Here is a 23,135-nt window from a genome sequence, read left to right as displayed (position 1 = left end):
GGAAAGGACGATGACAGAACAAAAATCTGCAGGCTTAAGATTTAGACAAGCACTGGAAGTGGAAAAACCATTACAAATTATCGGTACAGTCAATGCTTATGCAGCAATGATGGCGAAACAGGTGGGCTACAAGGCCATCTACCTTTCGGGTGCTGGTGTAGCCAACTACTCTTATGGATTGCCTGACTTAGGCATGACCAGTCTGGATAATGTTTTGGAAGATGTACGCCGGATTACCGAACGTGTAGACACCCCGTTACTGGTCGATATCGACACGGGTTGGGGTGGGGCATTTAACATTGCCCGCACTGTGAAACAAATGATTGCCGCAGGGGCAGCCGCAGTTCACATCGAAGACCAAGTGGCCCAAAAACGTTGTGGCCACCGCCCAAATAAAGAAATCGTCACCCAACAAGAAATGGTCGACCGCGTCAAAGCGGCTGTCGATGCCAAAACCGATGCAAACTTTGTGGTGATGGCACGTACCGATGCTCTACAAAAAGAAGGCCTACAAGCGGTGATTGACCGTGCCTGTGCTTGTGTAGAAGCCGGTGCTGATGCGATCTTTGCTGAAGCAATGACTGACATTACCATGTACAAAACCGTCTGTGATGCAGTTGGTGTCCCTGTACTAGCCAACATCACCGAATTTGGCGATACCCCATACTACACCAAAGAACAACTGGCAGAACAAGGCATCTCGATGGTGCTGTACCCACTGTCACCGACCCGTGCCATGCAAAAGGCAGCACTGGAAGTCATGCATGCCATTCGCAATGACGGTACCCAAGTCAACGTCCTCGACAAAATGCAACAGCGCAAAGAACTCTACGAATTTCTCGATTACCACACCTTTGAAAACACATTAGACAAGCTGTTTAAACAGGAGAATTAAAAATGGCTGAAGGAAAAGTCCTCACAGGCGCAGGATTGCGCGGACAAGTCGCAGGAAAGACAGCACTATCAACCGTAGGCAAAAGCGGGGCAGGTTTAACCTACCGTGGTTATGACGTCCAAGACCTCGCTGAAAACTGCCAGTTTGAAGAAGTGGCCTACCTGATCTTCTTTGGTGAACTACCCACAGCAGAACAGCTCACCGCTTACAAAGCTAAACTCAAATCACTGCGCCAACTGCCACAAGCACTCAAAGAAGTCCTTGAGCGTATCCCAGCAGATTCACACCCAATGGATGTGATGCGCACAGGCGTATCGATGCTGGGCAACCTAGAAACAGAACAATCCTTTGCCGAACAGCAAGATGTTGCAGACCGAATTCTCGCAACGCTTCCAGCAATCATTTGCTACTGGTACCGTTTTAGCCATGATGGCGTACGCATTGAAGAAAACACTGATGACGATTCAATCGGTGCTCAATTCCTACACCTGCTGCGTGGTGAAAAACCAAATGAACTGCATGAACAAGTGATGAACGTATCACTGATCCTCTATGCAGAGCATGAATTCAACGCATCGACTTTCACCGCACGTGTATGCGCATCAACCTTATCCGATATGCATTCATGCATCACCGGTGCAATTGGTTCACTGCGGGGTCCATTACACGGTGGAGCAAACGAAGCAGCGATGGAAATGATTGAAAACTGGACGTCCCCTGAAGAAGCTGAGCGAGAAATGCTGGGCAAATTGGAACGTAAAGAAAAGATCATGGGCTTTGGACATGCAATCTACAAAGACAATGACCCACGTAATGGCATCATCAAAATCTGGTCAGAGCGCTTAGCCAAAGATGTCGGTGACACGGTTCTTTATCCAGTATCAGTACGTTGTGAAGAAGTGATGTGGCGTGAGAAGAAATTATTCTGTAACGCAGACTTCTTCCATGCATCAGCATACCACTTCATGGATATTGCGACCAAGTTATTCACACCCATCTTCGTGATGAGCCGTGTGACGGGTTGGGCAGCGCATGTGATGGAACAACGTGCGGACAACCGTATTATTCGCCCAAGTGCGGACTATACGGGGCCTGAGTTACGTAAAGTGGTGCCAATTGAAGAGCGTTCAGCGGCTTAATATGAAGTTCTGATACATTATAAAAAAAGCCTCTTCGGAGTAATGCCAGTCAGTAAAGGGTTTTAGAAGTAAAGCCCTTAGCTTTTTAGTTACGCACGACGGAGTCTTATATTTTTAAATCATATACTTGGAGCTCATCTATTACTTTGGATAAGCCCAAAGTAATCAAAAGCATTTGTCATCCGCAAAACTCGCCAAATCCATTTTATTGATTAATTAATCGCAGAAAACTTACTTTTTTAAAATAGTTTTGCCTCGAACAGTTGCGGATGACGTTTCCGTGTATCGAATAACATTATGAATTTAAAAATAAAATCCCAGTCAGTTTCTTCACTGACTGTCATTACCTCTTCTGAGGCTTTATTTTTTAGGCATCAATAAAACAGGATCTTCAATGTTATAACCTGTTTCAAAAGGAATCCCGAGATATTGAACAGTCACTAACGCTTTTTGTTGATTAGGAACTTTATAACTTTGTGAAATGCGCAGCCCATTTTTATAGTCTACTGCTTTGTGCGCTGGACTTTTCAAATTGCTATATTTCACTTGATATTGATAGCTAAACTTCGAGATGGAGATTTTAGGGTCATACCAAGAGGGTTCTTTTGAAGTCTTTTTACTAATGACTCGAATTTTAACCTGCTTGGATGGAATTGGCGTTAAAGTTTTGAGTCGTTTTTTTATTTTTGCAATGTCACGGTCAAACTTTTGACTGTCTTGATCATAGTCAATTTTTTGAGTTTTTGGATTGATATATAAAGATTTTACTTCAATCAGTTTGGAGGGAGTTTTGCTGTTAAGTTGATAATAATACAATTGTGGCAAACGACCACGACCATCTAAATAATGTCGCATCACATAAATTTTTTGATCAGCTTGGTCGAGTCCTAAAACTTCAATATTTTGTGGTCCACCTACAGTTGCAAAACTGTGGCTTGAAAAAAATAAGGTGCTGAAAACTAGCGGATGGATTATTTTCATCATCACGAGGCGCTTCACATTTTTATTGATTATGGTTCAGTTTAAGGGTTCTAAATGTAGAAAAATCAAATTTAGTGTAAAGATTTAAGCATTTTGAACACGTTCAATGACCATTTGAGCGACATTTTTCGTAAGTTGATCAAGTCGCTCGAGTGCACTGCCTAGCAGTAAATAATGGTAAGTACTTAAACTGTTTTGATAATGAATGGCAATATAAAAGGTGCCTTCTGGTTTTTCAGGCGTCGCACTTCCACCAGGTTTGAGCAACCCTGTACAGGAGACAATAATATCGGCATGACGAAATAGTCGATGCCCATGAAGCGCCATAGCTTCAGTGACTTCAATTGACTCCGCTGTATATTGCTGAATAAGTGCAGGATCTATCTTTAAAATTTCACATTTGATACTGGGGTCATAACTGACCAGTCCACCGAGTAAAATGTCTGCGCCGCTATGTTTATAAATCGAAAACTGACTGGAGAGATAACCTGAACTGGCACTTTCGATAAAAGCAATGGTCAGTTTTTTCTGTTCTAAGAGGTTGCAGCATTGCTTGAGTACTTGCACGACTTTAGCCTCCGGATGTCCATTATTTTGGTCTGTTTGACAGCTTAGTCATAAACACGGTAAACACCGACAAAACGATTACATCCTTTACTTTCACTTTTTACAGAAAGAATGGCTTTTTGAAAGTTGAACTGGTAGTGGCAGTTGTTTTCATTATCCGTAATGTTTTGCTTTTGATCGGGTGTAGTGTAGGCCAAAAATGAAATGGTTTGGGTTTCTATGCGGTTATTGGGACTACGATATGCAATACCTTCAATCTTAATTTTATCTTTGGATAGCTGATGCACTTGTAGGTGCACAGGTTGCTTGGCAATGGCCCCATGTTCAAACTTTAAATAGTGTTGCGTCAAACTTTGATTTAATGATGTGTAGAAGTTCAGATCATCAATTCGGAAGTCCATCTGCTGCTGATAGCATGCTAAGGATTTACACTGCTGTAGGCGGTTCAACCATAACTGATGGGTATCGACCAATAAACGCTGAGGGGCGTCACTGATTAAAAAAGCAGTCATTGATTGCGTGTCTAATTTTTGTCGAATGTCTTTAAATTGATCGCTACAGATCTTTTTAAGGCTAGATGAAGTAGGATCATCACAGTCAATGACTTGAGCATAACTAAAGCTGGTACAAAGACAACTTAGACACACTAAAATACTAAATTTTTTCATAAGTTTTATGTCGGTTTTCAACAGCATGATCGCTTATACTTTCACTATGTTGCGCTGCTTGTAACTATAGCGAAAGAGAAAGCGTGAATACAAGATTTCAATCATTTATTTCTTAAAGGAAACTGAGCATGGTTGCACATATTCGAATTGGACAGGGACTAGATGTACATGCTTTTGAAGAGGGTGAATTTGTCACACTGGCAGGTATTCAAATTCCACATACACACGGCTTAAAAGCACATTCAGATGGTGATGTGGTTTTGCATGCTTTAACAGATGCATTATTGGGTGCGTTGGCTTTAGGCGATATTGGTCAGCATTTTCCCGATACCGATCCTCGCTTTAAAGGGGCAGATAGTCGAGTATTACTCAAACATGTCTATCAGCTCATTCTAGATCGTGGTTATCAGTTAAATAATGCAGACATTACTGTGGCATGTGAACGTCCGAAGTTGGCACCGCATAATTTAGCGATGCGCCAAAGCATTGCAGACGTTCTTGATGTTGAAATCACGCAGATTAGCATTAAAGCAACGACCACGGAAAAATTGGGCTTTACGGGTCGTCAGGAAGGTATTTTATCTACAGCGACAGTGCTGATTTCTCACGCAAAATGATCAGGATTGATCATAGCCAGCTTTAATTCTTGTGTTGCTTTACGACCTTGAAGTTGTAAGGCAACAGCATGCGCCAAACCTGTCCATGTGTCATTGGGTTCCCAAATTTGATGCATGGCTTCATGTGCGGTTGGCATATCGATATTCATATAATATTGACGATATAAATACATCAAACTACTGACTCGATAATTTTCTGAACAATGGACCCAAATGGTTTGTTCTTGCACCAAATGATCAATCATATCTAAGACCAATAAGCATTGATCATCAGATGGTGTATCCCATGAAATAGGCACTTGTATATAGTTCAAACCGAGTTCTAAACAGATTTGATCTTCATTGACTAAATGGTTGTTGCTATTACTGAGCGCAAGATTGATGACCGTGTTTACGCCATACTCTTTAATTTGCTGTAATTGCTCAGCAGTCGGTTGTCCAGAAGTAAACAAATGCTCGTGGATAAATTGAAAGTTAAGTGTTTGGCTTAAGTGTGTTTCAATAGCGTTCATAATTATTTCTTAATCTTAGAATGAAAAACGCCATCCGAAGATGGCGTTTTAAAAACTTAACGGTTCGGTAAAACGTCTTTGAGTGCTTCGTGCATCTCTAGTAATACCTTTTCTGTGGTATCCCAGTCAATACAACCATCGGTTACTGACTTGCCGTATTCAAGATCGCATAGGTTTTCAGGAATTTCCTGACGACCACCTTTAAGGTGACTTTCAACCATAATGCCGATAATAGATTTATTTCCATCAATAATTTGTTCGGTAATATTTTTCAGAACAAGTGGTTGAAGGAACGGGTCTTTGTTCGAGTTTGCATGACTGGTGTCAATCATGATTTTGGTGCTGACTTTCGCTTTAGCCAATGCTGCTTCTGCTTCTGCTACAGAACCAGCATCGTAGTTTGGCTTACCGTTACCACCACGAAGTACCACGTGTGCATACGGGTTACCTGAAGTACGAATCACAGAGACTTGGCCTTGGTTGTTTAGACCCAAGAAGTGGTGACCATGTTTAACCGACTGCATTGCATTGGTTGCAACAGTTAAACCACCGTCTGTGCCATTTTTGAAACCTACGGGTGAAGAAAGACCAGAAGACATTTCACGGTGCGTTTGGCTTTCAGTGGTACGTGCACCAATCGCTGACCAAGAGATTAAGTCTTGGTAGTACTGTGGTGAGTTTGGATCGAGTGCTTCAGTCGCACATGGCAAGCCTTTCTCATTTAACTCAACCAAAAGCTTACGGCCAATGCGTAAACCTTTTTCAATGTTGAATGAGTCATTCATGTCAGGGTCATTGATCAAACCTTTCCAACCCACTGTGGTACGTGGTTTTTCAAAATAAACACGCATTACGACATAGATTGAGTCTTTAATTTTATCGCTTAAAACTTTTAAACGGTCTGCGTATTCGTGAGCAGCAACAGGGTCATGAATTGAACATGGGCCAATCACCACAAAAATGCGTTTGTCTTTACCATCTAAAATATTGCGAATTGTTTCACGACCGTGAAGTACAGTTTGATATGCAGACTCAGTGAGAGGCAATTCAGTTTTTAATTCCGCTGGGGTAACTAGCGGATGAATGCTTTGTAAATTCACGTCATCGATGTCGTTTTGGGTAATAGAGTTTGACTGTAGAGTATTCATTGCCGTCACTGGTTCGATCGTATTAAGTTGCTTTATAAGCTGAATATAACACGGTTTAGCTGATAAAAGGTTATAAAAAAGTCGAATGAATCTTTGAAAAAAAAGTGATGAATCTTAGGTTTATTTTAAATCAGAATGCCTACACTGAGGCATTCTTAACTGTTGAAATTTGAATGACTTGAGCGGTTTCGGCTGGCTTCACTGGTTTGGCTTTGATCGGATTCAACATGAAGTTGACACCCAGCGCAAACAGAGTAATACCCAACACTTTACGGATGATTTTTTCAGGAAGGCGTGAACTAATCAGTGTTCCAACAATAATTGCTGGAATAGACCCCACTAATAACCACATAAGGAGATGGAAGTCGACGTTGCCTGAAGTCATATGACCCATACCTGCAACGAACGTAAGTAACACCGCATGCACAACGTCAGAACCAATAATACGAATCATTGGTAGGTTGGGGAACATAATGACCAAAGCCATGATTCCAAAAGCACCTGCACCAACTGATGATAGTGTCACGAAGACCCCAAGAACCACACCCATCATCACAATGTACTTACGTTTATTGCTGGTTTGAAGCTGAACTTTTTCTAAGTCTTCAGTCATGTCTGGCAGTTCATCTTTACGTAATTTGTTGAAAAATTTTTCAATTTGATTACGGAAGACAATTGATAAACCTGTAATGGTCAACATGAAGCCTAAAACCATGGTGAGCACGGCTTTATAGTGGGTAGATTGGCTCAAATAGTTGTCGAGTACCCAGTGCGTTGCAAAGGAAGCAGGAATACTGCCAATTGCAAGCCAAAGCACAATCGGCCACACAATATTTAGTTTTTTGGCATGTACAAATGAACCACAAAATTTTGAAATTGCGGCATAGAGCAAGTCTGTACCAATGGCAATGTGAGGTTCAATTCTGAAAAGGCTAATGAGGATCGGCGTCATTAATGAACCACCACCTACACCAGTAATTCCCACACAAAAACCGACTAATACACCTGCGAGAATAAATTCGAGTGGACCAAACATTGTTATATGCCAAAATATCAAAAAACGTGCATATCTTATGATGTTTTCATATAAGTCGTTGTCTTGATTGTTGATTTACTTATTCTAAAAAGAGATATAGAAGTTATTGTTTGAGCTGTGGCCATGCTTTTATTTTTAAGCCTACAATTGTCAGTAACCACCATAGATTGAAACCTATGAGTGTTCGTATAACATAAACAGGGGCTAGCTGATGCTTTTTCCATTGCTTAAAATTCGCTGCGGTCGAGCTATAGGTCATATCTAAATGTTGCTGACGTGGATTAGCTAAAGTGATCTGTTGAATAAGCACTTCCTTTTTGGTGTTTTTAGATTCCAAAAAATACGCTCCAAATAGTAAAGTTCGACCTGCTTTGCCGTAAATTGGTGACGATGTGATGATTGGTCACATAATGTTTGAACAGGTTCTCCCATCAATGCGCAGTTTGCGATCCATAAATGATGCTGTTGTTTAAATTTCAACGTGCTGATTCGTCCTTTACCAACTTCAACGGTGATTTCATCAAAGGTTTTACTCTGAATCTGAGTGGGGATCCAGCTGCTTGGGAAACAAATAAATACAAGCAAATTGAAAATGAGGGAAATAAAAAGTGTCCAGCCAAAATGATGCTTCGACCAACTGCAGAGCTGTTGAAAGGGGGTGATGATTTCTTGTTGTAACCAATCTAAAGCTGAGCGCAATGTTTTCCCTGTGAAAATATCTATAAAAGTGCTTATTATTGAGCGTGTTATAACTAAAAAATCACGGTGCTTCAACTTAAATGATTTTGATTAGTCTATAAAATTCTGTTGAGATGGTTCTGGCTCATATATTTACACACCTTTTTATTTGGCTCATGATCGAAATAAAAAAGTGTGTGAGTTGTAGAGTAAATACTTACTTAGATTGAGCTGTTTTTTTGGGTTTTAAGTCATTGATGCTTAAAATCAGTATAAAAAGTATCGGGGTTGCAAATACAAATAAACTGACACTCCCCACACCGCGACCCGTGAATTGAATCAATAAAATTAATGTCGCGGCCAGTACACCAAAAGCCAGATATCGGCAGATTTGATAATGTTCTGCACACTTAGCCCAACGTGACTTTTGAGTTTTTGGACGTTGCTTATCGCTCACCAGAAATAACACATAGCATGCGAAAGTGATGAGAAGTCCTGAAATCAGGTAGATCATGAATTGGACTCCTGAACGGCAGTGTTGGCATATTTTTTCTGAATTTTTTGTACAGCTTTTTGTTGGATGGGCTGGATTTTTTGATGTAAGAAAATAGCCAATATTGCAAGGATGAAGATCATAAGATCAACTCGCAAAAATAACCAATATTCATTCAAGTCATGCACATATTGGTGGCTGATTAAATAGTAAAGATTGAAAATAGGCAAAGATACAGCCAGTAAAATGAAGACCTTCAGTTGAGTTTTCCAAAGGTGTTGCTGCGGCGTGAGCAATGCAATGGCTAAACTGAGTAACCAAGTGCCGAAAAATGCGTAAATTTCGTAGTTGGGTTGACCAGCTTCTAACTGAAGTAAACGGTTTGTGCAAAGATAGCTGAGCATGGCAATCGGCAAGCCAATGATGGCAGCCGTATTTAGGCGGTTAACCACATAATGTCCAAAGTGGAAACTTTGTTTTTTATTTTGTAGCTGACGTTTTAAGCTCCAGAGTAAAAGCCCAGATGCAATCATGGCACAGCCTAAAAGCCCTGAGAAGAATAACGCAAAGCGTAATAAGGGCTGCGCAAAGTGTGCCATATGTAAACCATAGACTCCATTATTGAGCGTGGCAATTGCACTATTATTTCGAGTGTCACCGAGCAGGGCACCAGATACACCGTTAAAGCTGAGTTGGGCTTGGTTTCGCGTGATGCTTCGGTCAGTTGACTCAACCAAGTTCACCTGAGCGATATCAGTATTGGGGTGTTTGACCGTAATATTGTCAATTTCTGTTTTACCCCAACGCTGCTCAGATTGTTGTATGAAGTATTCAATTGGTCGCATCGTAGCAGGTGTCGGTTTAGCCTCAGAGTTGATACTAATATTTCTAATTTCATCAAAATATTGGAACGGTTGCTCTGGATAAAGTTTCTTCATGCCATTGGGGAGAATGAGATAAAAGAAAATGGCTAAACCAGTGAATGTAATGGTCAGGAAAAAGGGCAAAGCAATGACAGAGGTGACATTGTGAAAGTCTAGATACGAGCGTTGCCCTTTGAAAGCTCTTAGGGTAAAGAATTCGGTGAATATCTTTTTGTGTGTGATGATGCCTGAAATGAGGATGATCAACATTAAGAAGGCAGCAATCGTGACTAAAAGCCTACCGATAAAATAGGGTACACCATACAGCTGATAGTGAAAGCCATAGAAAAACTCACCGCCTTGGGTTGCAGACAAGGTGACTTCTTTACCTGTGTTCGCATCCAAAGTCTTATTTTCGTAGCCACCATCGGCCTTTTGCCAGTAAATTTTATTGACAGGTGAACTCGGATTAGCTACGCCGATATACCAACTTTGCGCATCTGCGGCATTTTTTTGTAAGTATTGATATGCCGACTCCATCGCTGTGTCTTGTTTGACCTGCATGGTGGCAAATTGAGGTTGCATCCACAAATTTATTTCATGACGATAATAGGTCGCAGCACCTGTTAAAAATATGGCAAATAATAGCCACCCCAGTGTTAGTCCAAGCCAAGAGTGTAGCCATGCCATTGATTGGCGAACAGATTTTTGCATGGTTTAACCTACGAACTTCAGCAATAGAAAAAAGCAAAGGGATAGCGAAATGGTTGACGCACTTAACTTTTTCAGGGATTGAACACAAAAGCTTACAATGACAAAAATGGTAAAGAAAATAAGAGATAGAAAAGCCGCCAAATAAATGGATTCTGCTTTAGCGAAGTGAGGGTAAAAACTAAGGGTAAGCAGTTCTGATAACATGAATGTACATAAATAGCCTAAGCCAAATGCGATCAAAAACCGGAACATAACGGTTATAGGGTATTTAAGCTGACTTAGGGACATAAAGATCACATAAATGAAGTCATAAAGGGGGCTTAACGTTGTACTCACTAAGCATTGAACCTAAATTTAATTAAGCAAAACACAATCATCTCTATTGTGCGTATAAGCAATCGACGTAGCCAAAATACTGGTATTAAGCAGCGTAAGTTGAGCAACAGAGTACACATGAATTAACGATAATGATTCTCAGTAATTTTATGTTCTAATAGGCATCTTATGCAATATTTAAATGATCGAAAATTTAAATTAACCCAACTTTTTTTCGTGTCTTTTAGATGTGTTAAATAGGTCATTCATCTTATATCTGCTGCATAAATAGAAAGACTCGACCAATACCCATCCCAAAAGACGCTATGTTATGATGCATGGGTTGAAAAATAAGGAATAATGCTTTGCAAAATCGGAAACTTAAAATTGGAATCGTAGTGGGTGAAGTATCGGGTGATACTTTAGGTGCTAAACTTATTCGCAGTTTTCGTGAGCAAGGAATTGATGCAGAATTTGAGGGTATTGGTGGCCCGCAAATGATTGCAGATGGTTTCAAGAGCTTTTATCCGATGGAAATTTTGTCTGTCATGGGGCTGGTTGAGGTTCTTAAAGACATTAAAAAGCTTTTTGCTGTACGTGATGGACTGGTAGAGAAGTGGACAGCCCATCCTGTCGATGTATTTATTGGTATCGATGCGCCAGACTTTAATCTGCGCCTTTCAAAAAGTTTAAAACAAAAACAACTGCCAATAAAAACCGTGCAGTATGTTAGTCCTTCAGTTTGGGCATGGCGTCAGGGACGGGTTCATGGCATCAAAGCTTCAATTGATTTGGTATTGTGTTTATTTCCGTTTGAAAAAGCGTTTTATAAAAAATGGGATGTTCCTGCTGCGTTTGTAGGACATCCTTTAGCTAGCCAATTGCCTTTGGAAAACCCAATTTTACAAGCCAAAAAAGAACTGGGTTTAGATCTGACCCAAAAGCATATTGCCTTATTGCCAGGAAGTCGACGTGGTGAAATTGAAAAGCTCGGTCCACTGGTTTTAGATGCTGCAAAATTGCTCTACGCCAAATATCCAAACTATCGTTTTGTGATACCAGCAATCAATGATGCACGTAAGCAACAAATCGAAGCTTTGCTTACTCAATATCCAAAAGCATTGGTCGATCAAATAGACTTGCTTGAAAACTCAGGCACCGAGTCGAAGATTGGGCGTCAAGTTATGAACGCCGCTAATATTGTAGCTTTGGCTTCAGGTACAGCAACTTTAGAAGCTATGCTGTTACACCGACCAATGGTGACCTTCTATAAGTTGAATTGGCTCACCTATCATGTGGTGAAATTCTTGATCAAGATTCAATATTATTCATTGCCGAATATTATTGCGGGCAAAAAAGTGATACAAGAATTAATTCAAAAAGATGCAACACCTGAGAAATTGGCGGCTGAAATTGAAAAATTAATGAATATAGAAACAGCACAGATTCAGGCTATGCAGCACATTACCATGCATAAACAATTGCTTGCAGGTAATAGTGAAAATCCTGTTGAGGCGATTTTAAATATTTTAGATTAATTCTCTTTAAGACATCGTGATAGGTGCAGTGAGAAACAACCCAAACGTATTTGGGTTGTTTCTTTTTATTTTAAGGTTTTAATCCAACGGCTTTAGCACGAGCAGCGTGTAACTTTTTATAACTGTCGATTAAACGTAAGTGACGGTCCAAACCTTCAAGTTTCATACTGGTTTCGGTTAAACCATAGAAACGAATACGACCTTCAACTGTGCCTATTACCGCATCCATACGTTCATCACCGAACATACGGCGGAAGTTTGCTTCATACTCTTCCAGTTCCATGTCGTCATCTAACATTACTTCGAGTACGACATTCATGCATTGGTAGAACAGACCACGTTCAACGGTATTGGTGTTGTATTGTAAGAATGCTTCAACCAAATCTTTCGCTTCTTCAAACTGCTCTAATGCAAGATAGATGAGTAGTTTGAGTTCAAGCAAAGTCAATTGACCCCATTCGGTATTGTCATCAAACTCAACCCCGATCAAAGTCTTGATTTCAGTATAGTCGTCTAGCTCACATTCTTCTAAACGTTCAACCAGCGCTTCAAGCTGTTCGTCGCCTAAACGATGTAAGTTGAGGATGTCTTCACGGTAAAGTAGCGCTTTGTTGGTGTTATCCCAAACCAAGTCTTCAACCAAGTAAATTTCTGAGTAACCCGGTACCAAGATACGACACGCCGTTGCACCTAAATGTTGGTAAATGGCCATATAGACTTCTTTGCCCATATTTTCCAAAATACCGAACAGTGCATCAGCTTCATCAGCATTTGAGTTTTGGCCTTGATTGGTAAAGTCCCACTCGACAAAGTCATAGTCTGATTTGGCACTAAAGAAGCGCCATGACACCACACCACTTGAGTCAATGAAGTGCTCAACAAAGTTATTGGGTTCAGTGACCGCATTTGAGCTAAATGTTGGGCGAGGTAAGTCGTTCAGACCTTCAAAGCTACGGCCTTGAAGTAGCTCAGTTAAGCTGCGCTCAAGCGCAACTTCAAAGCTTGGGTGTGCGCCGAAAGAGGCGAATACACCACCTGTACGCGGGTTCATTAACGTCACACACATTACAGGGTATTGACCACCTAGAGAGGCATCTTTCACCAATACAGGGAAACCTTGCTCTTCTAAACCTTGGATGCCCGCTAAAATGCTAGGATATTTCGCTAAAACCTCTTGTGGTACATCTGGCAGGGTCAGTTCACCTTCCAAAATTTCACGTTTTACGGCACGCTCAAAAATTTCAGATAAACACTGTACTTGTGCTTCAGCTAAGGTGTTTCCTGCACTCATGCCGTTACTAAGGTACAAGTTTTCAATCAAGTTTGATGGGAAGTAAACCACTTCCGCATCAGACTGGCGAACAAAAGGTAAAGAGCAAATACCACGCTCAGCTTTCCCTGAGTTTGTGTCGTATAAATGCGTACCTAACAGTTCTTCTTCAGGGTCATAAATTTCAAGGGTGTACTCATCCAGTACACCTTCAGGCATTTCACCATTTGGACCTGGCATGAACCATTTTTCATCTGGATAATGCACAAATTCGGCATTGGCAATGTCTTCACCCCAGAACTGGTCGTTATAGAAGAAGTTACAGTTCAGACGTTCAATGAACTCACCCAGCGCAGAAGCTAATGCACTTTCTTTGCTTGAGCCTTTACCGTTGGTAAAACACATTGGCGACTGAGCATCACGAATATGTAAAGACCACACATTTGGCACAATATTACGCCAAGAAGCGATTTCAATTTTCATGCCCAGACCAGCCAAAATACCTGACATATTGGCAATGGTTTCTTCTAAAGGCAGGTCTTTACCTGCAATGATGGTGCTGCTTTCAGAAGCAAGGCTTGGAATAAGCAGGGCTTGTGCATCGGCATCAATGCTTTCTACTTCTTCAATAATAAACTCAGGGCCTGTTTGGATTACTTTCTTAACCGTACAACGGTCGATAGAGCGTAAAATGCCTTGGCGATCTTTTTCTGAAATGTCCGCTGGGAGCTCAACTTGAATTTTGAAGATTTGTTTATAGCGGTTTTCAGGATCAACAATGTTGTTTTGTGACAAACGAATGTTGTCAGTTGGAATGTCACGTGCCAAACAATACACTTTGACAAAGTAAGCCGCGCAAAGCGCAGAAGATGCTAAAAAATAGTCAAATGGACCGGGTGCAGAGCCATCACCTTTGTAGCGAATCGGTTGATCGGCAATGACTGTAAAATCATCGAACTTCGCTTCTTGGCGAAGATTATCGAGATAATTAACCTTGATTTCCATGCTGGCACCTAAATTTTCTTATATGTCAGCATGGACATATAAGAGATAAAATATTGAAAAATAAGCCGAATCACGGATGAAAACTGGACTTAAAAAAGTGTAGCTAGAGCGAAAAAGAACAAACAAGCAGTGGTTTGAAGCCATCTCTAGCAAGGATGCGGGATATTATAGTGTGATTTTCACAAGATGCTAATCTTTGTCTGCAAGTTCAAGGTATTTATCTTAGCGCAGAAAGACATAAGCTGAGAGAAGATTGCTATTAAACCATTACGGACGAGCATTTTAAGTTGGGTTTAAATTATTTCTATATTGGCTTGGGCTCATTTGATACTGTCGTTTAAAGCTTTGGCTAAAAGCCGTTTCTGAGTTGTATCCGACCCTATGTGCTATTTGCTGAATGGTTCCTTGTCCATTACGCAGGTATTGGGCGGCTAAACGCAGACGGTGTTGTTGCAAATAAGCCAAAGGGCTTGTGCCTAAAATTTGGCTAAACAATGTGGCAAATTTAGACCGTGACATACAACACTGTTCTGCAAGGGACTCAACAGTCCAAGGCTGTGCAGGTTCCGCATGAATTTTAGCAAGGGCATTGGAGAGTTCAGGATGAGATAAAGCACTCAGCCAATTGTTCGAGTCTTGCAGCGCATCAATATAATCACGCACACATTCAATTAATAAAATACTCACCAAATGATCCAAAATTTTGTCACGGCCTGGGCGTATACGTTGGACTTCTAGAGCGAGAAACTGCAGCCCAATTTGCAACCATTCAGGAACCGTGCTGAGATCTTTGTGTTGAAGGTGAATAAACGCGGGTAAGGCCTGTACTAAAGGACGCGCCATAATGGGGTCCATATGTGCATGTAAGGCCAAGATCACAGTTTTTTGTTGTGTCGCATCACTGCCAAAAGAGACTTCTTTGTGTTGGTTTTGGGCAAATAAGTCAGAAATATCGAATACTTCTAACAGTTGGTCGGTAGTTGAGGAGCGACACTCATGACTTGGCCCCGAAGGGAGTAAGATCAAGTCTCCGACTTCAGCAACAATAATTTGTTTAGCATCTAAACAAATAGTGAGTTGTCCTTGAAGTACCGCATAGGCCATCATGGTTGATTGTTCGGTATAGCGAAAAGCCCACTCACCATGAGGTTTAAGGTAGAGGTACTCAGATTGGTTGAGGTGTATATCTTCAAAAATTTTACTTAAAGCATCCATACTTTACGATTTCTAGTCTTTATATCTTAGGCTTAATATTTGATTTAGGGTCAATTTAAGTCATTTTAGGCCAAGGACGATTACACTGTTTTCTTGGACGTTAGCAACTGTTCTTTATGTCCCATTTCTAGAAATATAAAGGCATAACAAGAAAATTGGAAGAATGGTAATGAATGCATCAGTGAAAATGACGAATGCTAGCGTGGTCGTCAAAAATGCAGCAGGGATCGATAAAAAGCGTTTTGGCTGGTTATTGAGTCCTGGGCTTCCTGTGATTGGCATGGGCATTTTAGCGGGCTATCATTTTGGCCCGAAACCCACCAAGAAAATCTTCGCTTTGGGTGGGCCGCTGTTACTGCATGTCATTATTCCTGCGGTAGATGGTCTGGTCGGTGCAGATGAAAATAATCCTTCGGATGATGAAATTAAGGTCTTGGTAAATGACCCGTACTATGACCGTATTGTGAAATTGTTCATTCCGCTACAAATGGCAGCCAACCTGTTTGCAGGTTATGTAGTGACCCGCCAAAATGTATCGATGCTTGACCAAATATTATTGGGTGTCTCCATGGGGGCAATTAATGGAGTAGCAGTGAATACAGCACATGAGCTGTGTCACCGTCCTAAAAAATCAGATCATTATTGGTCACACATGACTTTAGCGCCGTTGCTCTACAACCATTTCCGCATTGAGCACCCTTATGGGCATCATAAACGTGCTGCGACGCCAGAAGATCCTGCTTCATCGAAAATGGGCGAGACTTTTTATGAGTTTTGGCCGCGTACCGTTTTCGGTGGGTTGAAGTCGGCTGTTGAAATTGAACATAAACGCCTAAAACGAAAAGGGCTGTCTTTCTTCTCCAAAGAAAATGAACTGTTTCATGGATGGGCGATGAGTGCTGGTTTTCATGCAGCCATGTTGAAATTGTTTGGTAAAAAAGTGACGCCATATCTGGTGACACAAGCATTTTATGGCGTGAGTCTGTTTGAAATTATTAATTATATTGAACACTATGGTTTAAAGCGTAGCCAAAAAGAAGATGGAAGTTATGCGCGAACCATGCCTGAACACAGCTGGAATAATAACAACATTGTGACCAATTTATTTTTATACCAGTTACAACGCCATTCAGATCATCATGCCTATCCAACCCGCCCATTTCAGGCCTTAAGACATTTTGATGAAGCCCCTGAGCTACCGAGTGGTTATGCCACCATGTTAATTCCAGCGTTAATTCCAAAGCTGTGGTTTAAAATGATGGATCAACGAGTGTTTGATCACTACGAAGGTGATTTGACCAAAGCCAATATTTTGCCAAAGCGCCGTGCTCAAATCTTTAAGAAATTTGGATTAAGTGCTGACTAAACTGCGATATTTCAGCGATAACAAGCTGCATACATAGTTGACATCGAACTTACAGCTATTGATTCGTTGAGTGCCTGTAAGTTCGATAATCATGATAGTCGTACTGCTAAACTTTCTTTTTGAATAGGCATATAATGCCGAGTATGTAGTGAAAATATTGAACAGAAATGACACCTGCAACCAAACTTTTAAAAGCCAATAAAATCGATTTTTCTATTCATGAATATGAACATGATGCCAATGCAAAAAGTTTTGGGCTTGAAGCCGCGGAAAAATTAAATCTACGTGTCGAAGAGGTGTTTAAAACACTGTTGGTGACCGACGAAAAAAACTATTTTGTTGCGATTCTTCCTGTACACCATCAGTTAAATTTGAAAAAAGTTGCACAGGCAGTGGGGGCAAAAAAACTAAAAATGTCCGACCCTAAAGATGCAGAACGACTGACAGGTTATTTGGTCGGTGGGATTAGTCCTGTCGGGCAGAAAAAAAGGTTAAAAACCGTGATTGACCAAAGCGCGGTACAGTTGGAAAAACTATATGTCAGTGGGGGGAAGCGCGGCTTAGATATCGGTTTAAAACCGCAGGATTTAGCAAAAGTACTTTCAGCCACTTTTGCAGATGTACTGGATCAATAAAGAACAGTGATGTCTTCACTGCTTCAATTATATCTAATTTTGTTTAAAGTTCTTTTGAGCACAAATGAAAGCCCATTCAGTCAACTGAATGGGCTTTTCCTTATGAAATATAGGGGAATTTTATAGTTCGAATCAATTATAAATTCATAAACTATCATTTAAAGCTATGGTGTAATTTTATATAGGCTTTATTAGAAAAACTGATTAAATTTTCAAAAGTATTAAAAAACAATAATATATGTTGGTGTAGTGCGTATATTTTCAAAAATAAACAAAATTGCAAATATAAATGATAATAATTACCATTAAAATGCTTTCTGCAGCGTTGGCCAACGTGAACAGCTTTAAGAAACATAATTACATGAAATGAGCTTGGAATAAGCTTTAAAAAGAGGAAATGGTCAGATGAAAGAGCTAGCCAATCGCTTGGCGATGCAGCATCTTGTCAATGCATACTCACAAGAAACAGGCAAGGCAAGCTTGTTTGAGAAGTATCAACAAAATTCAACTCAACTCGCGTTTAGCCGAGGTTTGACGCTGTTATCTTTGCCGCTTAGTTTAATCCAAGCACAGCTTTTTGTTCCGTTAAGCTATGTCAGTCGTGTTGGGCGACATCGTATTGCGGCTTTACCGCAAATTTTTCAAAAAGGCCAAAAGCTTAACTTTAGCGCAGCAGCCATGGTCAGTCTGTTACTAGAAGAGTTAGTGCAACAATCCGAAGGCCGTGTCGATGCTGCATCCTTGGTTGAGCGTTGGATTCAAAGTCGTGACGCATTACAACAGTTTTTAAATATTCGGGCAGAGGATTTTGATGCGCTCGTACAGGTTGAGCAAGGTTTTATAGCGTCTGAACAGGCTTTGATTTTAGGTCATAGCATGCATCCCGCACCGAAAAGCCGAACAGGTTTTGTCCATGAGGACTGGCAAAAATATTCACCAGAAGCTTGTGGTCAGACCCAGCTGCATTATTGGCTGGTGGCACCTGAATATATTGCAGAAGGAACAGCGCTTGAGCAGGCTTTTTCAATACAACTTAAACAAGAAATCAAATGGCATTTGTCTGAATCGGAACTTGAGACTTTAGCTGCATATGCACATTACAAGCTGCTACCACTGCATCCATGGCAAGCCCGCTATTTACAAAGCAAAGTATGGTTTAAAAGTTTAAAGGCTAAACTGAAAATCATCGATTTGGGCGAAAAAGCATGGATATTTTCACCAACCACTTCTGTACGTACTTTGGCGAGTTTTAATGCGCCGTGGATGCTGAAACCTTCGCTTTCAGTGATGATTACCAATTCTATTCGCGTCAATTTAGCAAAAGAATGTCACCGCGGTGAAATGACGCATCGGCTTTGGCACAGTGAGTTAGGGCAAAGTATTTTAAAACAATGTCCAACTCTAAAAGCGGTCAATGATCCTGCATGGATTGCTCTTCAGTTGGATGGTGAAATCATCGATGAAACGATTTGTATTGTACGTGATCAGCCGTTTACTCCCGAACAGCAAGTCACGTGTATTGCTTCATTGTGTCAGGATCATCCCGTAGAAGAACGTAATCGTTTTAATGCATTATTTGATCAGATTGCTTTTCAACAAAAGTTAAATGATAAAGCACAAATCGCTCATGATTGGTTCAAGACCTTTTTAAACATTAGTCTGAGCCCACTCATGTACGTCTACCATCGTTATGGTATGGCCTTTGAGTCACATCAGCAAAATGTCTTGGTTGAATTGAAAGATGGCTGGCCACAGTGGCTATGGCTACGGGACAATCAAGGTTTTTATTATATCGAAGAACTCGCAGATGAAATTTTACAACAATTTCCAGAACTGAATGACAAAGCCCATGCGGTAGGTTCAAAGGCTTTTGTCGATGAGCGCTTTAGTTATTATTTCTTTGGCAATACCTTGTTTGGCATCATCAATGCCATCGGTGCAACAGGTTTTGTTAGTGAGCAAGATTTACTGTCTGTTTTACAGCAACACCTCTTTGACCTGTTGAAACAGTATCCAGACAGCAGTTTGATTCAAAGTCTGTTGTATCAACCAACATTGCCTTATAAGGGTAACTTACTGACCCGTTTATATGAACTGGATGAATTGATTGCACCCGTTGAAAATCAGTCTGTCTATATTCAGTTAGCCAATCCGCTCTATATCAAACAAGAGGATGCCCTTTATGCTTGATTTTATTGCGATTGGCCTTGGGCCATTTAACTTAAGCCTAGCCAGTTTATTGCATGAAAAGACAGAATTGCACTATCTGTTTTTTGAAAAAAAAGCGCAGTTCGACTGGCATGCAGGTATGCAACTTCCCAATACTGTCTTACAAGTTCCATTCATGGCGGATTTGGTGTCGATGGTCGATCCGACCAGTCCGTTGAGTTTTTTGAATTACCTAAAATCACAGCAGCGCTTATATAAGTTCTACTTCCTTGAGCAGCCTCATATTCCGCGCCGTGAATATAACCATTATTGCCAGTGGGTGGCAGATCAACTGGGTCATATACAGTACCAATCGACGGTGAAGGCCATTTATGCCAAAAGCGAAGGTTTTGAGGTGGTGGTTGAGCAAGGTGGCCGTTTTATTCGTTACTTGTGTCGAAACTTGGTGATTGGTTCGGGCAACCAGCCTTATTTGCCTGAATGTCTGCGTAATTTACAACAGCAAGTGCCTGAAAAGTGCATTCATTCAGCAGAGTACTTAACCCATAAAAAAAGAAAGCTCAAAGGCAATGTCATAGTTTTAGGCTCAGGACAGTCTTCTGCTGAAGTCTTTTTAGATTTGTTTGATCAGCAATATCAACATGACTGTATATCAACAGCTGACTTCAAGTTGCATTGGTTGACGCGTTCTAATGGCTTTTTCCCGATGGAATATGCACCTTTGGGATTGGAACATTTTAGTCCGAACTATACCCAACATTTTTATAGACTCTCAGAAACACAAAAAGCAGCGCAGTTGAAAGATCAAAGCTTGCTGTACAAAGGCATTAGTGCCAAAACCATACGTGAGATTTACCAAAAACTTTACCATCGTAGTATTGCCTCTGCTACACAAGCAACACATTTGCATGCACAAATTCAGTTGCTTAATGCTGAACTACTGGAAAGTCAGCAGATTCGCTTGAGCCTTGAACATACCGTAACCGAGCAACGTTTTTATATGGATGTTGATTTTGTAGTGGCATCTACAGGTTATTACAGCCCTGAGTTTTCATTTTTAAAATACTTAAAGCCTTTGATTACAACAGATCAAGCGGGGCGTTGGAAAGTGAGCCAAGACTATCGCTTGCAGCATACAGCAATGGGTGAAATTTATGTGCAAAACCAAGAAATGCACAGTCATGGTGTAGGTACACCAGATTTAGGTTTAGGCGCTTTTCGTGCTGCGACCATTGCCAATCAACTACTGGGTTATCAGCTTTATGAGCTGGACAGTAATGAACAGACCTTTCAGCATTTTAGACCTGAACAGAACCCTGAAATGTATGTACAGCATGAAACATCTATTACACGAACAGCAGCTTTAGCACCATCGATTCCTAAATCAAAAAATATTGAGCAGCGCAAAATACAAACAGGGTTACATCCCTCTATGCAGCCTTATACATTCGAGAAAATCATATGAGCTTTGCACAACTTCAAGTGAATCAGAAACAGTGGCGTTTGGCAGGACAGCGCTTAATTGAAATGGCGATTGCTGAATTTCTATATGAAGAAATTATTCAAGTAACTCATTTAAATGACAATCGTTACCAGCTGACGTTGGATGATCAAACCTATACTTTTAAAGCACAAAACTATTTATTGGGACATTGGCAGATTGAGGAGGGTTCAGTACGTGAGTTGAGCGTGGTTGAAGACCTTCCTGCATGGAACTTACATACTTTTATTCGCGCGTTTTCAAATCAAACCGAAGTTAAGCCTTTTACCAAGGCATATCTCATCAAAGAAATGAACAATACATGGTTAGCCGAGGCGCATTTATTTGATGAAAGTCGTTTAAGCAGTGAAGCAGCATTGACGGCATCGCATCATGAAATTGAAGGTATGCTCCGTGGTCATCCGTGGTTGATTATGAGCAAAGGTCGTATGGGTTTTGGTTATGAAGACTACTTAAGTGCCGCTCCTGAACTTTCACCAACGGTCAAAGTGCTGTGGCTCGCGGTGCATCGTGATTTGGCAGAGTTCCGTTCCACCGAGGAGTGGCAAGCAGGGAGACTTTATCAACATGAGTTAAGTGCAGAAGAACTCGCAAATTTTGAACAAAAATTACATGAGAGAGGTTGCTCTTGTCGTGATTATTTCCTCATTCCAGTACATGCATGGCAGTGGCATCAATGGTTAGTGCCAACCTATGCCAATGAAATCGTGGATCGGCGCATTATTGAACTAGGCGTTGGGCAAGATGACTATGTACCTATGCAGTCGATTCGCACGCTTTGCAACATCAGTCAGCCTGAGCGTCATTATGTCAAATTACCTGTCAGTATCTTCAATACTGCGGTGTATCGTGGGTTGCCGTCTAAACGAAACTTAGCAGCTCCAGCCGTCACAGCTTGGTTAAAGCAGATTCAATCTCAAGATTCAGACTTGAAACAGTCAGGCGTTGCATTCTTAGGTGAAGTGGCAACTTTGACCATTCATCAGCCTTGTTTTGATCAGATTGAAGGTGCGCCGTATCAGTTTAAAGAACTGTTTGGGTGTTTGTGGCGTGAAAGTGTAGATCCAGTGATTGGAACAGGTGAACAGGCACTTTCTCAAGCGGCTTTATTACATCGAGACATCAACGGACAGTCGATATTAGCCGTGTTGATTCAGGCGTCGGGTTTGAGTCCATTACAGTGGTTAAAACGCTTTGCCGAAGTCTCTGTTACTCCACTCTTAATCTGCTTGTACAAATATGGCTTGGCTTTTTCTCCACATGGGGAAAATACCATGCTTATTCATGCCAATGGCGTACCGCAGAAAATGGTGCTGAAAGACTTTATTGATGATGTCAATTTGGTTGATGAAGACTTTCCAGAATTGGCAAGTTTACCTATTGAAGGGCAAATTTTACTGCGTCATCCTGCGCATGAACTCAGCCATTTTATTTTCACTGGGCTGTTTATGGTGCATTACCGTTATATCTGTAATGTATTTCTACAAGACTACCCTGAGCATAGCGAAGTTGAATTTTGGCAGACCATTTCATTGGTCATTGATACTTTCCATCAGGCGCATCCAGAGTTGGCAGAACGCATTGAAAAATTTGCCATGTTTAGAGCCGAATTTGAAAAAATTTGTTTAAACCGAGTGCGTCTATTTACCACCAGTTATAACGATGAAGCAGAACGTCCTGTCCCTGTATTTTTAGATCCAATTGCCAATCCTGTCAGCCCTGAAACCTTAAAACGATGGTCAGAGCAGGTGTCCAAGTCAACTGACGATACAACCACAAAGCGTATCGCATCATAAAACACTCAAAAATA

At 40.9% G+C, this 23,135-nt stretch carries 21 protein-coding genes; 10 read left to right on the top strand and 11 right to left on the bottom strand.

Features of this window, described 5'->3' with window-relative positions; genetic code table 11:
- The first annotated feature begins 10 nt into the window (after nucleotides 1-10).
- Nucleotides 11-895, top strand: coding sequence for a methylisocitrate lyase (gene prpB / locus PTT44_RS01915; RefSeq protein WP_062033198.1), 885 nt, complete (start codon nucleotides 11-13; stop codon nucleotides 893-895).
- A 2-nt stretch (nucleotides 896-897) separates the two neighbouring features.
- Nucleotides 898-2,034 (top strand): bifunctional 2-methylcitrate synthase/citrate synthase, encoded by a 1,137-nt coding sequence (gene prpC / locus PTT44_RS01910; RefSeq protein WP_058951806.1) that lies wholly within the window; start codon nucleotides 898-900, stop codon nucleotides 2,032-2,034.
- 360 nt (nucleotides 2,035-2,394) lie between these two features.
- Here prpC and PTT44_RS01905 read toward each other — a convergent pair whose 3' ends face one another.
- From PTT44_RS01905 to PTT44_RS01895, 3 genes are all read right to left on the bottom strand, one after another.
- Nucleotides 2,395-3,021, bottom strand: coding sequence for an aminotransferase (locus PTT44_RS01905; protein ID WP_168159709.1), 627 nt, complete (start codon nucleotides 3,019-3,021; stop codon nucleotides 2,395-2,397).
- Between the two features lie 78 nt (nucleotides 3,022-3,099).
- Nucleotides 3,100-3,582 (bottom strand): CinA family protein, encoded by a 483-nt coding sequence (locus PTT44_RS01900; RefSeq protein WP_168159708.1) that lies wholly within the window; start codon nucleotides 3,580-3,582, stop codon nucleotides 3,100-3,102.
- A gap of 44 nt (nucleotides 3,583-3,626) precedes the next feature.
- Nucleotides 3,627-4,277 carry an A1S_1983 family putative colistin resistance protein gene (locus PTT44_RS01895; RefSeq protein WP_168159707.1) on the bottom strand — a complete coding sequence of 217 codons (651 nt, stop codon included), beginning with the start codon at nucleotides 4,275-4,277 and terminating at the stop codon, nucleotides 3,627-3,629.
- A 101-nt stretch (nucleotides 4,278-4,378) separates the two neighbouring features.
- Here PTT44_RS01895 and ispF point away from each other — a divergent pair, with 101 nt between their 5' ends.
- Nucleotides 4,379-4,867: a 2-C-methyl-D-erythritol 2,4-cyclodiphosphate synthase gene (gene ispF, locus PTT44_RS01890; protein ID WP_004979990.1), complete on the top strand. Its 489-nt coding sequence runs from the start codon at nucleotides 4,379-4,381 to the stop codon at nucleotides 4,865-4,867.
- On the opposite strand, the gene PTT44_RS01885 is transcribed toward ispF, so the two are convergent.
- The 4 genes from PTT44_RS01885 to PTT44_RS01870 all read right to left on the bottom strand — a co-directional run bounded on the left by PTT44_RS01885 (nucleotide 4,855) and on the right by PTT44_RS01870 (nucleotide 7,900).
- Nucleotides 4,855-5,379 (bottom strand): protein tyrosine phosphatase family protein, encoded by a 525-nt coding sequence (locus tag PTT44_RS01885; RefSeq protein ID WP_168159706.1) that lies wholly within the window; start codon nucleotides 5,377-5,379, stop codon nucleotides 4,855-4,857. The genes ispF and PTT44_RS01885 overlap by 13 nt on opposite strands.
- A gap of 56 nt (nucleotides 5,380-5,435) precedes the next feature.
- The gene (locus PTT44_RS01880; RefSeq protein WP_004693350.1) at nucleotides 5,436-6,527 is read right to left on the bottom strand and encodes a 3-deoxy-7-phosphoheptulonate synthase; all 1,092 of its coding nucleotides are present in this window, start codon (nucleotides 6,525-6,527) and stop codon (nucleotides 5,436-5,438) included.
- A 139-nt stretch (nucleotides 6,528-6,666) separates the two neighbouring features.
- The gene (locus PTT44_RS01875) at nucleotides 6,667-7,563 is read right to left on the bottom strand and encodes a sulfite exporter TauE/SafE family protein (RefSeq protein ID WP_168159705.1); all 897 of its coding nucleotides are present in this window, start codon (nucleotides 7,561-7,563) and stop codon (nucleotides 6,667-6,669) included.
- 103 nt (nucleotides 7,564-7,666) lie between these two features.
- Entirely contained in the window at nucleotides 7,667-7,900 is a 234-nt protein-coding gene (locus tag PTT44_RS01870) for a hypothetical protein (RefSeq protein ID WP_252726152.1), read from the bottom strand.
- Nucleotides 7,901-8,019: 119 nt separating this feature from the next.
- Between PTT44_RS01870 and PTT44_RS01865 the strand changes: the two genes are divergently transcribed.
- Nucleotides 8,020-8,241 carry a hypothetical protein gene (locus tag PTT44_RS01865; protein WP_252726151.1) on the top strand — a complete coding sequence of 74 codons (222 nt, stop codon included), beginning with the start codon at nucleotides 8,020-8,022 and terminating at the stop codon, nucleotides 8,239-8,241.
- 217 nt (nucleotides 8,242-8,458) lie between these two features.
- Here PTT44_RS01865 and PTT44_RS01860 read toward each other — a convergent pair whose 3' ends face one another.
- Nucleotides 8,459-8,755, bottom strand: a complete 297-nt coding sequence (locus PTT44_RS01860; RefSeq protein ID WP_168159704.1) for a hypothetical protein — start codon at nucleotides 8,753-8,755, stop codon at nucleotides 8,459-8,461.
- A complete protein-coding gene (locus PTT44_RS01855) occupies nucleotides 8,752-10,311 on the bottom strand; it encodes a PepSY-associated TM helix domain-containing protein (protein ID WP_273795523.1) in 1,560 nt (519 codons plus the stop codon). Before PTT44_RS01855 ends, PTT44_RS01860 begins: the two co-directional genes overlap by 4 nt.
- Nucleotides 10,312-10,991: 680 nt before the next feature.
- On the opposite strand from PTT44_RS01855, the gene lpxB reads away from it, so the two are divergent.
- Nucleotides 10,992-12,164, top strand: coding sequence for a lipid-A-disaccharide synthase (lpxB, locus tag PTT44_RS01850; protein ID WP_168159702.1), 1,173 nt, complete (start codon nucleotides 10,992-10,994; stop codon nucleotides 12,162-12,164).
- 70 nt (nucleotides 12,165-12,234) lie between these two features.
- Here lpxB and PTT44_RS01845 read toward each other — a convergent pair whose 3' ends face one another.
- The gene (locus tag PTT44_RS01845) at nucleotides 12,235-14,439 is read right to left on the bottom strand and encodes an OsmC domain/YcaO domain-containing protein (RefSeq protein ID WP_168159701.1); all 2,205 of its coding nucleotides are present in this window, start codon (nucleotides 14,437-14,439) and stop codon (nucleotides 12,235-12,237) included.
- Between the two features lie 282 nt (nucleotides 14,440-14,721).
- Entirely contained in the window at nucleotides 14,722-15,654 is a 933-nt protein-coding gene (locus tag PTT44_RS01840) for a helix-turn-helix transcriptional regulator (protein WP_168159700.1), read from the bottom strand.
- A gap of 169 nt (nucleotides 15,655-15,823) precedes the next feature.
- On the opposite strand from PTT44_RS01840, the gene PTT44_RS01835 reads away from it, so the two are divergent.
- The 5 genes from PTT44_RS01835 to PTT44_RS01815 all read left to right on the top strand — a co-directional run bounded on the left by PTT44_RS01835 (nucleotide 15,824) and on the right by PTT44_RS01815 (nucleotide 23,121).
- Nucleotides 15,824-17,020 carry an alkane 1-monooxygenase gene (locus tag PTT44_RS01835; protein WP_168159699.1) on the top strand — a complete coding sequence of 399 codons (1,197 nt, stop codon included), beginning with the start codon at nucleotides 15,824-15,826 and terminating at the stop codon, nucleotides 17,018-17,020.
- Between the two features lie 167 nt (nucleotides 17,021-17,187).
- Entirely contained in the window at nucleotides 17,188-17,655 is a 468-nt protein-coding gene (gene ybaK, locus PTT44_RS01830) for a Cys-tRNA(Pro) deacylase (RefSeq protein ID WP_004693333.1), read from the top strand.
- Nucleotides 17,656-18,060: 405 nt separating this feature from the next.
- Nucleotides 18,061-19,845 (top strand): IucA/IucC family protein, encoded by a 1,785-nt coding sequence (locus PTT44_RS01825; protein ID WP_168159698.1) that lies wholly within the window; start codon nucleotides 18,061-18,063, stop codon nucleotides 19,843-19,845.
- Nucleotides 19,838-21,289, top strand: a complete 1,452-nt coding sequence (locus PTT44_RS01820; RefSeq protein ID WP_168159697.1) for a lysine N(6)-hydroxylase/L-ornithine N(5)-oxygenase family protein — start codon at nucleotides 19,838-19,840, stop codon at nucleotides 21,287-21,289. Before PTT44_RS01825 ends, PTT44_RS01820 begins: the two co-directional genes overlap by 8 nt.
- A complete protein-coding gene (locus tag PTT44_RS01815) occupies nucleotides 21,286-23,121 on the top strand; it encodes an IucA/IucC family protein (protein WP_168159696.1) in 1,836 nt (611 codons plus the stop codon). Before PTT44_RS01820 ends, PTT44_RS01815 begins: the two co-directional genes overlap by 4 nt.
- Nucleotides 23,122-23,135 lie beyond the last annotated feature (14 nt).

It is taken from the genome of Acinetobacter sp. Gutcm_16, from assembly GCF_028649355.1.
In the GTDB taxonomy this organism is placed as follows: Bacteria; Pseudomonadota; Gammaproteobacteria; order Pseudomonadales; family Moraxellaceae; genus Acinetobacter; species Acinetobacter johnsonii.
This window is presented reverse-complemented; position numbering and strand designations above follow the sequence as displayed.

What these genes read in the sequence shown, in the direction of transcription:
- PTT44_RS01835 (WP_168159699.1), top strand. Translation starts at nt 15,824, where the DNA reads ATGAATGCATCAGTGAAAATGACGAATGCTAGCGTGGTCGTCAAAAAT.
- PTT44_RS01820 (WP_168159697.1), top strand. Translation starts at nt 19,838, where the DNA reads ATGCTTGATTTTATTGCGATTGGCCTTGGGCCATTTAACTTAAGCCTA.
- PTT44_RS01825 (WP_168159698.1), top strand. Translation starts at nt 18,061, where the DNA reads ATGAAAGAGCTAGCCAATCGCTTGGCGATGCAGCATCTTGTCAATGCA.
- PTT44_RS01860 (WP_168159704.1), bottom strand. Translation starts at nt 8,755, where the DNA reads ATGATCTACCTGATTTCAGGACTTCTCATCACTTTCGCATGCTATGTG.
- prpC (WP_058951806.1), top strand. Translation starts at nt 898, where the DNA reads ATGGCTGAAGGAAAAGTCCTCACAGGCGCAGGATTGCGCGGACAAGTC.
- prpB (WP_062033198.1), top strand. Translation starts at nt 11, where the DNA reads ATGACAGAACAAAAATCTGCAGGCTTAAGATTTAGACAAGCACTGGAA.
- PTT44_RS01815 (WP_168159696.1), top strand. Translation starts at nt 21,286, where the DNA reads ATGAGCTTTGCACAACTTCAAGTGAATCAGAAACAGTGGCGTTTGGCA.
- PTT44_RS01840 (WP_168159700.1), bottom strand. Translation starts at nt 15,654, where the DNA reads ATGGATGCTTTAAGTAAAATTTTTGAAGATATACACCTCAACCAATCT.
- ispF (WP_004979990.1), top strand. Translation starts at nt 4,379, where the DNA reads ATGGTTGCACATATTCGAATTGGACAGGGACTAGATGTACATGCTTTT.
- PTT44_RS01865 (WP_252726151.1), top strand. Translation starts at nt 8,020, where the DNA reads ATGATGCTGTTGTTTAAATTTCAACGTGCTGATTCGTCCTTTACCAAC.
- PTT44_RS01885 (WP_168159706.1), bottom strand. Translation starts at nt 5,379, where the DNA reads ATGAACGCTATTGAAACACACTTAAGCCAAACACTTAACTTTCAATTT.
- PTT44_RS01855 (WP_273795523.1), bottom strand. Translation starts at nt 10,311, where the DNA reads ATGCAAAAATCTGTTCGCCAATCAATGGCATGGCTACACTCTTGGCTT.
- ybaK (WP_004693333.1), top strand. Translation starts at nt 17,188, where the DNA reads ATGACACCTGCAACCAAACTTTTAAAAGCCAATAAAATCGATTTTTCT.
- PTT44_RS01875 (WP_168159705.1), bottom strand. Translation starts at nt 7,563, where the DNA reads ATGTTTGGTCCACTCGAATTTATTCTCGCAGGTGTATTAGTCGGTTTT.
- PTT44_RS01845 (WP_168159701.1), bottom strand. Translation starts at nt 14,439, where the DNA reads ATGGAAATCAAGGTTAATTATCTCGATAATCTTCGCCAAGAAGCGAAG.
- PTT44_RS01895 (WP_168159707.1), bottom strand. Translation starts at nt 4,277, where the DNA reads ATGCTGTTGAAAACCGACATAAAACTTATGAAAAAATTTAGTATTTTA.
- PTT44_RS01880 (WP_004693350.1), bottom strand. Translation starts at nt 6,527, where the DNA reads ATGAATACTCTACAGTCAAACTCTATTACCCAAAACGACATCGATGAC.